12 protein-coding genes are annotated in these 14,245 nt (G+C 55.4%); 4 read left to right on the forward strand and 8 right to left on the reverse strand.

Annotated elements, in window-relative coordinates; all coding sequences use genetic code 11:
• Nucleotides 1–34: 34 nt before the first annotated feature.
• Nucleotides 35–1,417: an amino acid permease gene (locus BV390_RS10315; protein ID WP_032687445.1), complete on the reverse strand. Its 1,383-nt coding sequence runs from the start codon at nucleotides 1,415–1,417 to the stop codon at nucleotides 35–37.
• Between the two features lie 178 nt (nucleotides 1,418–1,595).
• Nucleotides 1,596–2,546 carry a DUF1471 family protein YdgH gene (gene ydgH, locus BV390_RS10325; RefSeq protein WP_004862568.1) on the reverse strand — a complete coding sequence of 317 codons (951 nt, stop codon included), beginning with the start codon at nucleotides 2,544–2,546 and terminating at the stop codon, nucleotides 1,596–1,598.
• Nucleotides 2,547–3,068: 522 nt separating this feature from the next.
• On the opposite strand from ydgH, the gene pntA reads away from it, so the two are divergent.
• From pntA to BV390_RS10345, 3 genes are all read left to right on the forward strand, one after another.
• Nucleotides 3,069–4,598 carry a Re/Si-specific NAD(P)(+) transhydrogenase subunit alpha gene (gene pntA, locus BV390_RS10335; RefSeq protein WP_032687446.1) on the forward strand — a complete coding sequence of 510 codons (1,530 nt, stop codon included), beginning with the start codon at nucleotides 3,069–3,071 and terminating at the stop codon, nucleotides 4,596–4,598.
• 10 nt (nucleotides 4,599–4,608) lie between these two features.
• Nucleotides 4,609–5,997 (forward strand): Re/Si-specific NAD(P)(+) transhydrogenase subunit beta, encoded by a 1,389-nt coding sequence (gene pntB, locus BV390_RS10340; protein WP_004862561.1) that lies wholly within the window; start codon nucleotides 4,609–4,611, stop codon nucleotides 5,995–5,997.
• Nucleotides 5,998–6,145: 148 nt separating this feature from the next.
• Nucleotides 6,146–6,334, forward strand: coding sequence for a YdiH family protein (locus BV390_RS10345; RefSeq protein ID WP_004862559.1), 189 nt, complete (start codon nucleotides 6,146–6,148; stop codon nucleotides 6,332–6,334).
• Between the two features lie 138 nt (nucleotides 6,335–6,472).
• Here the strand turns inward: BV390_RS10345 and uspE are convergent, their stop codons facing one another.
• The 3 genes from uspE to ogt form a co-directional block, all read right to left on the reverse strand.
• Nucleotides 6,473–7,423, reverse strand: coding sequence for a universal stress protein UspE (gene uspE / locus BV390_RS10350; protein ID WP_004862557.1), 951 nt, complete (start codon nucleotides 7,421–7,423; stop codon nucleotides 6,473–6,475).
• Nucleotides 7,424–7,559: 136 nt separating this feature from the next.
• Nucleotides 7,560–8,312, reverse strand: a complete 753-nt coding sequence (gene fnr, locus BV390_RS10355) for a fumarate/nitrate reduction transcriptional regulator Fnr (RefSeq protein WP_004862555.1) — start codon at nucleotides 8,310–8,312, stop codon at nucleotides 7,560–7,562.
• A gap of 195 nt (nucleotides 8,313–8,507) precedes the next feature.
• The gene (ogt, locus tag BV390_RS10360) at nucleotides 8,508–9,023 is read right to left on the reverse strand and encodes a methylated-DNA--[protein]-cysteine S-methyltransferase (protein WP_032696064.1); all 516 of its coding nucleotides are present in this window, start codon (nucleotides 9,021–9,023) and stop codon (nucleotides 8,508–8,510) included.
• 137 nt (nucleotides 9,024–9,160) lie between these two features.
• Between ogt and BV390_RS10365 the strand changes: the two genes are divergently transcribed.
• A complete protein-coding gene (locus tag BV390_RS10365) occupies nucleotides 9,161–9,427 on the forward strand; it encodes a hypothetical protein (protein ID WP_032687448.1) in 267 nt (88 codons plus the stop codon).
• Nucleotides 9,428–9,772: 345 nt separating this feature from the next.
• On the opposite strand, the gene abgT is transcribed toward BV390_RS10365, so the two are convergent.
• The 3 genes from abgT to BV390_RS10380 are packed head-to-tail and all read right to left on the reverse strand — an operon-like array spanning nucleotide 9,773 to nucleotide 14,113.
• A complete protein-coding gene (gene abgT, locus BV390_RS10370) occupies nucleotides 9,773–11,299 on the reverse strand; it encodes a p-aminobenzoyl-glutamate transporter (protein WP_032687449.1) in 1,527 nt (508 codons plus the stop codon).
• Nucleotides 11,300–11,357: 58 nt separating this feature from the next.
• Nucleotides 11,358–12,803, reverse strand: a complete 1,446-nt coding sequence (locus BV390_RS10375; protein ID WP_049268152.1) for a M20 family metallopeptidase — start codon at nucleotides 12,801–12,803, stop codon at nucleotides 11,358–11,360.
• Nucleotides 12,803–14,113, reverse strand: coding sequence for a M20 family metallo-hydrolase (locus BV390_RS10380; RefSeq protein WP_085396938.1), 1,311 nt, complete (start codon nucleotides 14,111–14,113; stop codon nucleotides 12,803–12,805). Before BV390_RS10380 ends, BV390_RS10375 begins: the two co-directional genes overlap by 1 nt.
• Between the last annotated feature and the right edge of the window lie 132 nt (nucleotides 14,114–14,245).

Below are 14,245 nucleotides of genomic sequence, written 5' to 3' on the forward strand. Positions count from 1 at the left end.
GTATCTCCTTTGAGTTCAGCAGCAGGGCGACCGCTTACCCCACCAGCATCCACGTTGCCGGTACAGCGGCAACCAGCAAAAAACCAATTAAGGCTAATTCACGGCGTTTGAGCATGCGATCGTGCTGGTGCGTACGGCGAGCGTACAGGAAAACCAGAAGACCCGGAGCGTAAAGTACCACTGACAACAATAAATGCACAGGGCCGGATGCATATAATAACCATAAGCCATAAATACATGCGCCGACACCTACCGCCTTATGCAGCGGGCGTACAGCAATCTTCAGCAGGAAGGCGCCCACGAGGAAATAGGGCACCAGAATCATCTCGGACGCGATGGTCAATAACGTATTGTAATCAGACTTTGTCAGCCAGATCAGCACCAGCGACACCTGAACACTGATATTGGTTAGCCACAGCGAGGCCGACGGAGCGTTGTTTTTATTCTGCCGGGCGAAGCGGCGCGGAAATGCTTTATGCGTCGCGGCCAGCCAGGGGACTTCTGCCGCCATAATGGTCCAGCTCAGGTAGGCACCGCACACGGAAATAATCAGCCCGGCCGCGATCACCACTTCGCCCCATGAGCCCATCATTTTCACCATCAGGCCAGCCATCGACGGATTACGCATTTCGGCCAGTTCCGGACGGGCGACCACGCCTAAAGAGAGCAGGGTCACCAGCAGATAAACCACCAGCGCGGAAAGGACTGCCAGCAGCGTGGCGCGGCCGACATCCTGTTTATTGCGCGCCCGTGCGGAAACCACGACCGCACCTTCCACGCCGATAAACACCCACAGGGTGATCAACATGGTGTTCTTCACCTGCTCCCAGACCGGTACCCCGAGCGCCAGCCCGCTAAAATCAAGGCGGAATGTCTCCAGGCGAAAAGCGATGACGGCGAGGATAACAAATGCGCCGAGGGGGATTAACTTGGCCAGGGTCGCGATCAGGTTAATGCCTGCCGCGGTCTGGACGCCGCGCAGGACCAGAAAGTGCACCACCCACAGCAGGAGCGACGCGCCCACGATCGCCTGCCAGGTATTCCCGTTGCCGAAAATAATGGTATCCGGAGTGTCGGTAAAGAAGCTGAGCGCGGCAAAGACAATCACCAGATACGAGACGTTGGCGATCACCGCGCACAGCCAGTAGCCCCAGGCGGAGCAAAAACCGACGAGTTCACCGAAACCTTCGCGGGCATAGGTGAAGATACCGCCGTCAAGATCGGCGCGAATGCGGGTCAACAGCAGCATGGCGAAGGCGAGGAATAAAATCCCCACGCCGGTGATCGCCCAGCCAATCAGCAGGGCCGACGGGCTGGCGACGGCCGCCATATTTTGCGGCAAGCTGAACACGCCTGCGCCCAGCATTGAGCTCAGTACCAGTGCGGTCAAGGCGCTGAGGCCCAGTTTCTTTTCCATTGTATTCCCGAGGTGACGGCAGTGAATCAAGAATATTTATTTGGCGAAATCGCATAAAAATGGAGGATTACGCTAAGGCGCGGGATTTTACGGAGTGTCTTGTGCGCATGCAATGGTGGCGGATGAAAAAAAACAAAAAGGCGGCATATTGCCGCCTTTTTACTCAGTGCCGATGCGATTATTTATACAGATCTGCGCTGATGGTGATGTTACCGCCACGTTCCTGCCACTGGCGGGTAATGTGGTAGTACTTCGCCCCTTTCTTCGCCGCGCGTTTGGCGGTCTGGTAAGAAATTTCGGTCATGTTGCCGTAATTACCGGTGAACTTGATGCTGTCAAACGGCGCCATCTGGGCCGCGGTGATCTTGTTCACTTCTTCAACTTTGGTGCCATCCGGCAGCGTGACGGTGTAACGTCCGCCTTTTGATGACTGCGTTTCGAAGAAACGACCTACGCCGGTACCGGAACCGACGGCTGCCGTGGTGGCAACGCCTGGAATTTCGACGTTTTTCGCAGCGGTACCGCCTTCAGCCAGCGCTGCGCGCCCGGCTTCAGAATCGGCCGGGATCGCATCCGGGCTCTGCAGAACGCGTTTCCGGGCATCGGCTTTATAGATATAAGCCGTGATACGCTGGTTGCCGCCCTGGTTAGCATCAACCTGACGGACGATGAAGAAGGAGGCGGCACCTTTGGCTTTCGCCGCTTTGGTGATCGCATCATTCACTTCCGGCTGACTGCGATAAAAGCCCTGGACGGTCACGGTATCAAAAGGCTCCAGCTCGACGGCCTGATCCTTTGGCAACTCCATGACGCCATTGATGACGCGATTTTTCGGGGCATCCGCCTGCGGAGCATTGTCTTTATACAAATCCGCCGTGACGCGCCAGTTGCCGCTGTTGCCATAATCAGAAGTGTCGACAACATAAAATGAGGCCGCGCCATCTTTGTCCGCTTTACGGGACATAGCTTTTACCGCATCGCCGATGGCATTAAAACGGCCCGTGATCACGACGCGATCGTAGGGTTTTAGCGCCGCCGCCTGCTCCGGAGTCAGCTCGGTCGCTGCATGGGCTGACAACGCTGTCGTAGCCAGGAGAGCAGACGCCAGGAGTGAGTTCTTAAGCTTCATAAAAATAATCCTTTGCCTTGCGCAAACCATGTACTGGTATTGTTGTTGACTGATAACGCTCGATTATTGCATTTAAAAGGCGTAACTGTCTGCGTCATTTTTTGCTTACCGCCCGAAACGTGCGTCACAATAATATAACAATTTCTGATATGTTGAAAAAACAGCCGCTTGACCAGCAAAATTGATAATCAATACCACTTTTATAAGTTAACGTAATGTTAATGTTATGTTCTTGCAGGCGATTAATGGCGTATAACTGCATCAGCTAAGCGATTTATCAGGCCTGACCATAAATTTAAGGTAAATATTGCTGCCTGACACGGTTCGCGATGCGTTTTACCAATAAAATCAAAATTTCTGTTTTATCGCAGTAGATCACAATCGCTATTTTCAGTAGGTTATAAAAAGTTTGTTACTGTTTCATTTTTTCAGTCAATGGAAAAGAAACGGCATGTTTTGCCGCTTAACCGTCGTCTGTAAGAAAAGAAAAACCATCATCAAAAACCGATGGAAGGGAAAACTATGCGTATCGGGGTACCAAAAGAACGGTTTGCCAATGAAACCCGCGTCGCTGCCACGCCGAAAACGGTGGAGCAGCTGCTAAAACTCGGGTTTACCGTTGCCGTTGAAAGCGGCGCGGGTCATCTGGCAAGTTTCGATGACGAAGCCTTTGTCCAGGCGGGGGCAGAAGTCGTAGACACCGCTGAAGTCTGGCAGTCATCCATTATTCTGAAGGTGAACGCACCAGAAGAACATGAAATTGCATTACTCAATCCGGGCACCACGCTGGTGAGCTTTATCTGGCCTGCGCAAAATCCTGAGCTGATGCAGAAATTAGCGGCTCGCAACATCAACGTCATGGCGATGGATTCGGTGCCGCGTATTTCTCGCGCCCAGTCGCTGGATGCGCTCAGCTCGATGGCCAACATTGCCGGCTACCGGGCGATTGTTGAAGCGGCCCACGAATTTGGTCGTTTCTTCACCGGTCAGATCACCGCTGCCGGGAAAGTTCCGCCGGCGAAGGTCATGGTCATTGGTGCCGGCGTCGCCGGACTGGCGGCCATCGGCGCGGCGAACAGCCTCGGCGCGATTGTCCGCGCCTTCGATACGCGTCCGGAAGTGAAAGAACAGGTGCAGAGTATGGGCGCCGAGTTCCTGGAACTGGACTTTAAAGAAGAGGCGGGCAGCGGCGACGGCTATGCCAAAGTGATGTCCGAAGCCTTTATCAAAGCCGAAATGGCGCTGTTTGCCGCGCAGGCCAAAGAGGTGGACATCATCGTCACCACGGCCCTGATCCCGGGCAAACCGGCGCCGAAGCTGATTACCCGTGAAATGGTGGACTCCATGACGGCGGGCAGCGTGGTGGTCGACCTGGCCTCGCAGAACGGCGGCAACTGTGAGTACACCGTTCCTGGCGAAGTGGTGACGACCGCCAACGGCGTGAAGATCATCGGCTATACCGACCTCCCGGGCCGTCTGCCGACGCAGTCCTCGCAGCTGTACGGAACCAACCTGGTCAACCTGCTGAAGCTGCTGTGCAAAGAGAAAGACGGCAATATCACCATCGATTTTGACGACGTAGTGGTTCGCGGCGTGACGGTGGTTCGTGAAGGTGAAGTGACCTGGCCGGCGCCGCCGATTCAGGTTTCTGCCCAGCCGCAGGCTGCGGCGAAGCCCGTTGATGCGCCGAAAGAAGCTGAAAAACCGACCTCCCCGTGGCGTAAATACGCGCTGATGGCGCTGGCGATTATTCTCTTTGGCTGGCTTGCCAACGTGGCGCCGAAGGAGTTCCTCGGTCACTTTACCGTCTTCGCGCTCTCCTGCGTGGTGGGTTATTACGTGGTATGGAACGTTTCTCATGCGCTCCATACGCCGCTGATGTCGGTGACCAACGCAATTTCAGGGATTATCGTTGTCGGAGCGTTATTGCAGATCGGCCACGGTGGCTGGGTCAGTTTCCTGAGTTTTATCGCGGTGCTGATCGCCAGCATTAATATTTTTGGTGGTTTCACCGTTACTCAGCGCATGCTGAAAATGTTCCGCAAGAACTAAGGGGTAGCACATGTCTGGAGGATTAGTTACAGCTGCATACATTGTTGCCGCTATTCTGTTTATTTTTAGCCTTGCGGGGCTGTCAAAGCACGAAACCTCGAAGCAGGGTAACCTGTTCGGCATGGCCGGGATGGCTATCGCGCTGCTGGCAACCATTCTCGGGCCGGATACCGGCAACGTGGCGTGGATCATCCTGGCGATGGTTATCGGCGGCGCGATTGGTATTCGCCTGGCCAAGAAAGTCGAAATGACCGAAATGCCGGAACTGGTTGCCGTGCTGCACAGCTTTGTGGGCCTGGCCGCGGTGCTGGTCGGCTTTAACAGCTACCTGTATCACGAAGCGGGAATGGAACAGATCCTGGTGAATATTCACCTGACGGAAGTGTTCCTCGGCATCTTTATCGGTGCGGTGACCTTCACCGGCTCGATTGTGGCCTTTGGCAAACTGCGCGGCAAAATTTCGTCTAAACCGCTGATGCTGCCACATCGCCATAAGCTGAACCTGGCGGCGCTGGTGGTATCCTTCCTGCTGCTGGTGGCCTTTGTTCGCACCGACAGCACAGGAACTCAGGTTCTGGCGCTGCTGGTGATGACGGTCATTGCCCTGGCCTTTGGCTGGCATCTGGTGGCTTCGATCGGCGGGGCAGATATGCCAGTCGTGGTCTCAATGCTGAACTCCTACTCGGGCTGGGCGGCAGCGGCGGCGGGCTTTATGCTCAGTAACGACCTGCTGATTGTCACCGGGGCGCTGGTGGGCTCGTCGGGTGCGATTCTGTCTTACATCATGTGTAAGGCGATGAACCGTTCATTCTTCAGCGTGATTGCCGGCGGTTTTGGTACCGATGGTTCCTCTACCGGCAGCGATGAAGAAGTGGGTGAACACCGCGAAATCAGCGCCGAAGATACCGCGGAAATGCTGAAAAACTCGCACTCCGTGATCATCACCCCGGGCTACGGTATGGCGGTCGCACAGGCGCAGTATCCGGTGGCGGAAATCACCGAAAGATTGCGTGCCCGCGGCATCAAGGTGCGCTTTGGTATTCATCCGGTTGCCGGGCGTTTGCCTGGGCACATGAACGTACTGCTGGCGGAAGCGAAAGTGCCGTACGACGTGGTGCTGGAAATGGATGAGATCAACGACGATTTCACCGATACTGATACCGTGCTGGTTATCGGCGCCAACGACACCGTTAACCCGGCGGCGCAGGACGATCCGAAGAGTCCGATCGCCGGGATGCCGGTGCTGGAAGTGTGGAAAGCGCAAAATGTGGTGGTCTTTAAGCGTTCGATGAATACAGGTTATGCCGGTGTTCAGAACCCGCTGTTCTTCAAAGAGAACACCCATATGCTGTTTGGTGATGCGAAAGCCAGCGTCGACGCAATTCTGAAAGCGTTGTAATGGTTTGCGATCCTAAATAATGTTTGCTTCTGAAGCCGTCTCTGCTGAGACGGCTTTTTTATATATACAGCAAGGTCATGAATTGCTCATAAAGTCGTCAGCCTGGAGTGCTATACTAAGCCTGTTTTTTCATCACTCTGAGGATATTATGGATACCGAATTAACCCCGGCGCAAATGGCAATCGAGTTTCTGCGTCGTGACCCAACAGCGTTAACCCCCGCGCAGTATCTGAAAAAATTCAAACTTCTTGAGCTGGAATTTGCGGATTTGATGTCGCTCTCCTCCAGCGAGCTGAAAGAAGAAATCGATCATGCCTGGCGCTTAGGTATCCATTAAAAGCATTGTTGCTGTATATGTGTTGTCGATGACGGGGCCGAAAGGCCCTTTGTTTTTTCCGTTGCCGGGGAGGCAACACAAAAAAATCCCCCGCCGAAGCAGGGGAGCGTGTTTTACGCAGCATTAACCCGCGGTGGATTAATCGTCATCCTCGTCATCCATTTCAACCGGCGTTTTGTACTGCTCAGGTTTGAGGACCAGCAGGTCGCAGCGCAAATGGTCGATGACCTGCTCGGCGGTATTGCCGAGAAAGGCCGCCGACAGTCCGGTGCGCCCGACGGTGCCCAGCACCACAATCCCCGCCTGCAGGTGTTCAGAGAGGTCAGGAATGACCTCTTCCGGTAGGCCTTTTTCAACGTGGGTGCGGTTCTCATCAATGCCGAATTTTTGCCGCAGCGCCTTCATGGCCAGCAAATGCTGACCGCGAATGGCGTCGTTGTAGATACTGGGGTCAAAATCGGGGAGTTCGATGGCGATATTAATCGGTGTGACCGGGTAGGCGCCCACCAGATGGACTTCGGTATGGTTGACCTGGTCCGCCAGCTCGAGGGTTTCTTTAACCAGTTTTTCGTTTAACGCGTCGTGGTAATTTTCTTCGCTGGCCAGATTGACGGCCACCAGCGCTTTGCCGCCTTCCGGCCACGGCTGATCTTTTACCATCCAGACCGGACATGGACATTTACGCAGCAGATGCCAGTCGGTCGGGGTGAAAATCACGGCTTCCAGCTTGTCATGCTGGTGCGCCATTTTCAGCAGCAAATCGTGTTTGTCGCTGAGGATTTCCTGAATAATGGCTTCGAAGGGGCGATTGTGCCACACCACCTTAATCTCAATGGGAACGCCGGACTCAATATAAAACCGGGCCTGTTCTTTGATCCAGGCGCTACGTTGGCTGATAACGCCCTGGCGCATTGCCGTCCGCTCATCGGGCGACAGCAGGGTTGTCATCTCATAGGAAAAATCGTAGATCGGCAAAAAGGCTTTGATGCGTCCACCAATCCGTTGGTGTAGATACACCGCACGCCGCAATGCAGGCTGGTCGTCCTGATTGGGGTCGATTACTACCAGCATGTTCTGATACTTGGCCATACAGGGTCTCCTTACAACTGTAACCACAGTCTGTAATTAAAAGATAACCTATATGGATGAAATGAAACAAGGGATGACCCTGGCCAGATCAACAAATCAGAAAAAAATGAGCGATCTGGCGGAGGGACAAAGAGGATCAGGCGACGTTGCGGGCCTGACCAGCGAGCTGAGCGAGCAGGTCGCTATTTTCGATGGTGATGTATTTGCCTTTTACCGCCAGCATGCCGCTTTTCTGAAAACGCCCCAGCAGACGGCTGATGGTTTCGACGGTCAGACCGAGATAGTTGCCGATATCACCGCGGGTCATCGTCAGGCGGAATTCGCGAGGCGAGAAACCGCGCTGCGCGAAACGACGAGACAAATTATAAATAAAGGCCGCCAGACGCTCTTCCGCATTCTTTTTAGAAAGCAGCAGGATCATGTCCTGGTCGCCTTTGATCTCGCCACTCATCAGACGCATCATCTGCTGGCGCAGATTTGGCATTTTACCGGAAAGATCGTCCAGCGTTTCGAAAGGGATTTCGCAGACCATTGAGGTTTCCAGCGCTTGCGCAAAGCTCGGATGTAGCGCGGTACCAATGGCATCAAAACCAACCAAATCACCCGCCAGGTGGAAGCCGGTAATCTGCTCGTCACCTTGTTCGGTAATGGTATAGCTTTTAATGGTGCCAGAACGAATCGCATACAGCGATTTCAGCTCATCACCCGCTTTGAATAAGGTTTGCCCTTTCTGGATTGGCTTTTTACGCTCGATGATATTATCCAGCTGATCAAGCTCGTGCTCGTTCAGAGTAAAAGGGATGCAAAGCTGACTAATGCTGCAATCCTGACAATGGATTGCGCAACCGCCAGACTGAATGCGTCGTATAATTCTCTTTTCCGGGATCATAAGTCTGCTCAAGCCTTAATTGATATTGGTCAATTTTAACATCTTTTTGGTGAGCAGGTAAGTCTCGAACCCGTGAAACACGTAATATTAAAAGGGTAAAGCTTTTATCACTTTTATCTCATTGATAAACAATACAATGTTGGTCGGAAGCTTATTGTAAAGTTACCTGATGCTTCCGATAAAAGGCACGTAGCGTCAAAGAAGCAGATACCCCTCATGGCGCAATAACCACTCTTTCCGCTGCACGCCGCCGGCATAGCCGGTCATGGTGCCATTTCGCCCAATCACGCGGTGGCAGGGCACGACAATGCTGACCGGGTTTGAACCGTTGGCCGCGCCGACCGCACGCGCCGCGCCCGGACGCCCCAGTGTTTCCGCCAGCTGGCCGTAATGCATCACCTGACCGCAGGGAATGGTGCGCAGGGCTTGCCAGACTTCACGCTGAAAGGGGGTGCCTGCCGTTGCCGTCGGCAGCGTCTCGATGATGCTGAGATCGCCGGCGAAGTAGGCGTCAAGTTGGCGACTCAGCCCGCCGGGATCGCGGGCATCGATGCGTTGATAACCTTCATGCCGATAGTGCAGATCAAGCAGTTGCGTCATACGGTCGCTATGCTCCTCCCACTCAACGGCGCGCAGGCGAAACTGCTCGTCGCAAAGAATCCATAATGGCCCCAGCGGGGTGTCGATTTTGTCCTGAAGCAGTACCAGCATCGTTTCTCCTTGTTACCTGATTAGCAAGATAACTATTGCGCTCTATTGACAAGATATCACGCACGCCGTTCTGGCAACTATACTCCTGAAAGATAATCCACCGCTGTGCGGATAAAGGCCGGGAACAGGGGAAAGAAATGACGCGCGATTTCAATCTGCGTACGGCTGCTGATACGGATAAAATCGCCGACATATCGTCTGCGGAGATGTTTATTTTTGTATTAATTGCGCCGCGCGGGGGCGACGGGTTTTTGTTACTTTTATTCGGCGGCGAATTCCCCTGTGCGGAGGAGCGTTCAGTTCGTTTTTCTCTGCAGTTTGTCATACGCACGCGGATTAGTAAGAACTGGCTAATTCATCGGGAGGCACCCGGCGCCGCGAATAAATATACAGGCATTCCTTGAGTCAATTATTTTGCCAGCACCCCGGTGTTGGCTTTTTTTTACAACCACTAGAGGTATCGATATGCAATATATGCTGACAGGACTTTTAATCTTGATTATCAGTGGGTTATTGTTAAACGCTGTCTCTCTTGTGCTTGAGTCTGTATATAAGATGCTGAAAGAGATGCATTTAAAAAAACGGCATCTTTAAGAATGTCGCAAGACAACCCTGGATGCCGAAAAAATGCGTCTCAGACAAGGCTGATATAATCAAAGCAGGTCTGGAGACGAAGATCCTCTTCGCGTGGTGACAAGTGTCGTCACGCGCGCAGCGGAGGGTGGCCAGATTCTGGCCACCCGGCTTTGTCAGGACAGGCGTGGGTAAATTCCTGGGCCGATGGGTAACCCCAGCCAGTACCATATCACCAGCATCAGAAGCCACACGCCGAGGAATATCAGGGGATAGGGCAGGACGAGAGAATAATAGGTGCCGAGTTTCGCATCTGAACGATAGCGTTGCAGGAAGCCCAGAAACAGCGGGACAAACGGCGATACCGGCGCCAGCGGCAGGACCGACGAATCCGCGATGCGGAACAGTATCTGTGCAAAGGCCGGATGAAACCCGAGTAGCATAAACATCGGCACAAAGATCGGCGCCAGAATGGACCAGATTGCCGAGCCGCTGGCGATGAACATACAGAGAAATGCCGACAGTAACGCCAGGCCAACAAAAGCCGGCACCCCGTTCATTCCCGCCTGCTCCAGTAAATCAGTCAGCCCCACGGCCATAAATTTACCCATATTGCTCCAGTTAAAAATGGCAACAAACTGGGCCAACGGGAACACCATAACGATAAACCCGGCCATCTCTTTCATCGGTTCGATCATTAACGGCGGCAAATCTGCCTGACGGCGAATTTTTCCGGTGGCAATACCGTAGGCCAGCGAGACGAAGCAGAAGAAAAAAATAATCAGCGGCACAATGCCTTTAATAAAGGGTGAGGGCATCACCGTATGAGTGACCGGATCGCGCAGAATCCCGTTCTGCGGCACGACCATGATGGCGACCAGAGCGATAAAAACCAATGACGCGATACCGGCTACCCGCAGCCCGAAGCGTTGCTCTGGCGTCAGCGCCGCAAGTCTGTCCTCACTGCGGCCTTCCCATGTTCCCAGCCGCGGTTCAATCAACTTATCGGTGATAAGCCCGCCTACCAGGGTCAGAACGATGACCGAACAAGCCATGAAATACCAGTTGTCGATAACGCTGACATGCAGCGAGCCATCCAGCGTCTTTGCCGCCTCGGTACTGATGCCCGAGAGCAGCACATCGGTTGTGACAATCAGCAAATTAGCGGTGAACCCGCAGCCGACGCCGGCAATCGCCGCCAGTAATCCCGCCACCGGGTGGCGGCCGACGGCGAGAAACATCAGGGCGCCTAACGGCGGCATGATCACCAGAGCGGCGTCGGATGAGATATGGCTAAAAAAGGCGATAAACAGCACCATATAGCTGGCGTAGCGCGCGCTGACGTGCGAGGCCATTTTGACCATCAGCGCCGGCAGCAGACCCACCCGTTCGGCCAGTCCCGCGCCGAGCACCAGCGCCAGAATCGCCCCCAGCGGGGCAAATCCGCTGAAGTTCTTGATGACGTTCGGCAGAAACCAGTGTAGTCCTTCGATGCTGAGCAGGTTTTTGACTACCACGGTGGAGCCGTCTGTCGGGTTGATCACCCCCACGCCAAAGGCCGACAGTGCGGCGGTGGCTACCGCCAGCACCACGATCAGATAAATAAACAGCAAAAAAGGGTGTGGAACCTTGTTGCCGATCTTTTCAACCCAGCTGTACAGCTTCCCGTTGGGGGAAGGCGACGGTATGGATGACATACTCATGGGCATTCCTCAGTCGTTGTTGTGTTAGTTGTGGTGTTTATTGCGTGAGCTATTGTTTTTATTTTAAAGGTGACGGTGTCACGTCTTGCGGGATCGGGCAATGATATGGCCTTTCCGCCAGCTGTTGCGCCAGTTCTTGTTGACTGGCTTGCAGCAGCGCGCCGTCGGTGAGCAGGCGGATCGCCGTGGCGCCGAGCACTTTTCCGGCCAGCAGCATCCCCTTGTGGGCGATGGCCGTGCGGCCCTGGCTCACCAGCTGCCAGGTATGCAGCGGTGTTCCGACGGCAAAACAGGGGCTGAAACATTGGGCGACCGGGGTTTTCCAGCTGACGTCGCCCACATCGGTTGACCCTGCCAGGATATTATCCGTCGCGGCCCAGGGAGCGACTTCATCGATCAGCACCGTGTCCCGGTGGCGGCGGGCGAAGTTTTTTCCCTCTTCGCCGCCGGTGCCGGCGATATTTTTCAGGCTGTTGTTGAGGTCGTTCTCGCTTAACGTTGCACGAATTTGGTCGGCAAACGCGCGATCTTCCTTACTCCATGAGGGCGTGCCGTAGTGGCAAACGGCCTGATACATCGCCGCCTCCAGCGTGCGATTTGGTAAATAGCTGGAGCAGGCCTTCTCGAAACGACAGGTGACCGAGGTTTCCGTCATCAGCGCCGCGCCCTGGGCGATTTTCTCGATGCGGGCATAGATTTGCTGCGCATCCGCCATCTCCGGCGCGCGGATTAAATAGAGCACTTCCGCCTGCGCCTGGACCACGTTGGGGGAAATACCGCCGCTGTCGGTAATGGCATAGTGGACCCGCGCTTTCTCAATAATGTGCTCATTGAGGAAGTTGCTGCCGGTGGTCATCAGCGTAACGGCATCCAGAGCGCTGCGGCCCAGATGCGGCGAGTTGGCGGCGTGGGCGGCGGTGCCGCTGAACCGCCAGGCGGCCTGAATGTTGGCCAGCGTGCTGGTGCTGAACATACCGGCGTAGGCTTCCGGGTGCCAGGTCAGCGCGGCGTCCACATCGTCAAACAATCCTTCGCGCACCATAAACGTTTTGCCGGAACCGCCTTCTTCACCCGGACAGCCGTAGAAACGAATCGTCCCACCACCGCCGTGCTGCGCCAGCCAGCTCCGGCAGGCAATGGCGGCGGCCAGCGCCGCGGTGCCCAGCAGATTGTGACCACAGCCGTGGCCGTTCGCCCCTGGGGTTGCGGCAGCAGGATGCGCGCAGTGCGCCTGCTGACTGAGCCCGGCCAGCGCATCATATTCACCCAGCAGGGCAATCACCGGCTTTCCGCTGCCGTAGCTGGCGACAAAGGCGTTCGGGATCCCGCCGGCTTCACGGCAGACCTGAAAATCTTCTGCTTCAAGGGCCAGCGCCAGCCGTTCGGCTGACCAGTACTCCTCAAACCGTGTTTCCGGATGATCCCAGATTGCATCGGCGATGGCGGTCAACTCCCCGGCGCGGGCGGCAATCGCCTCATCAACGTAGCGGTAGAGAGTCTCCATTACACACCTCGTTGCCAGGGGAAATTGAGCGCGGTGCGGGCCAGGGTTTCAACGGCGATGGCCATCACGTTCTCATCAAAGTCGAATTGTTCGTTGTGGTGGCCGGCGCTGAGTTGCGTGCCAAAAACCATATATGAGGCCAGACCATTATGCTGTTGAACCCGGACCATCATCAGGGTGGCATCTTCTGAGCCGGCAGGCGCGGCAATACGGTCGATAGCCTGTTCCACGCCGGGCACCCGGGCCGCCTGCTCGCGCAGATAGTTTACCCACGCCGGGGAGGGGGCGCTGGAGGTCGCCGCGCCCATCAAACGCACGTCGACGCTGGCACCGTACATCGCGGCAGCCCCCTGGATAACCTCTTGTGCGCGTTCAAACACATAGCGATTAATGTCTTCCGTGTCACCACGGGTTTCCACCTTCAATAGCGCGCCGGAAGGGACAACGTTCCGCCCGGTGCCCGCCTGCATGACGCCGACGTTGACCCGCGACGCGCCGGCGCTATGCGGCGCGATGGCGTGCAGACCAATTGCCGCCTGCGCCGCGGCGAGCAGAGCATTGCGTCCGTCTTCCGGTTTACCTCCGGCGTGGGCGGCGACGCCGGTGAATACCGCGTCGAATTTGGTGGTAGCCATAAAATTATCGCTGCCGCATACCACCGTACCGGCCGGTACGCCGGTACCGATATGAATAGCGGTAAAGTAATCGACATCATCCACCACGCCAGCGGCGACCATGGCCCGCGCGCCGCGGGTACCTTCCTCCGCAGGCTGGAAAATCAGCTTGATCACGCCGTGCAGCCGATCGGCATACTGTTTCAGAACGTGGGCCAGACCAAGGCCGATAGCCGTATGACCATCATGTCCGCAGGCGTGCATCATCCCAGGGTTACAGGAGGCAAAGTTCTCGCGGAACGGGCGGTGGTGGCCGTCGCTATGTTCATTCAGATCGAGGGCATCCATATCGACCCGAAAGGCCAGCGTGGGGCCGGGACGCCCGGTATCCAGCGTCGCGACGATACCGGTGAAGCCGCCTTCAAACGCGCTCAGCCACGGTTCTGGCGCCCCTTGCTCGCGGGCGCGCTGAAAAGCTTTGGCCAGGGTGGCCTCATCCGGTAATCCCATCCGGCTATCGGCATCGATCGCGTCGCGGCCCAGCGTCAGGTCGTAGCCCAGCTGGTGCAATCGTTCTGCAACTTTACTGGCGGTACGGAACTCGACCCAGCCGGACTCGGCATAATGGTGTAAATCGCGACGCCATTGCGTCATCTCTGGCAGCAGTTGACGGATGTATTCATTGAGTAACGGCATAACCTGTCCTGTCATATTTAAAAATGTGATGAGGTTCACGGTGTGATAGCTTTTACTTATCGCTGACGGGTTTTTCAGCAGCGCATTCTTACGTTGCCACAACGCTTTGCATTACAGTAGATGCCATTTTCT

Origin of the sequence: Klebsiella sp. YJ (assembly GCF_002108615.1) — a bacterium.
GTDB classification, from domain to species: domain Bacteria; phylum Pseudomonadota; class Gammaproteobacteria; order Enterobacterales; family Enterobacteriaceae; genus Klebsiella; species Klebsiella planticola.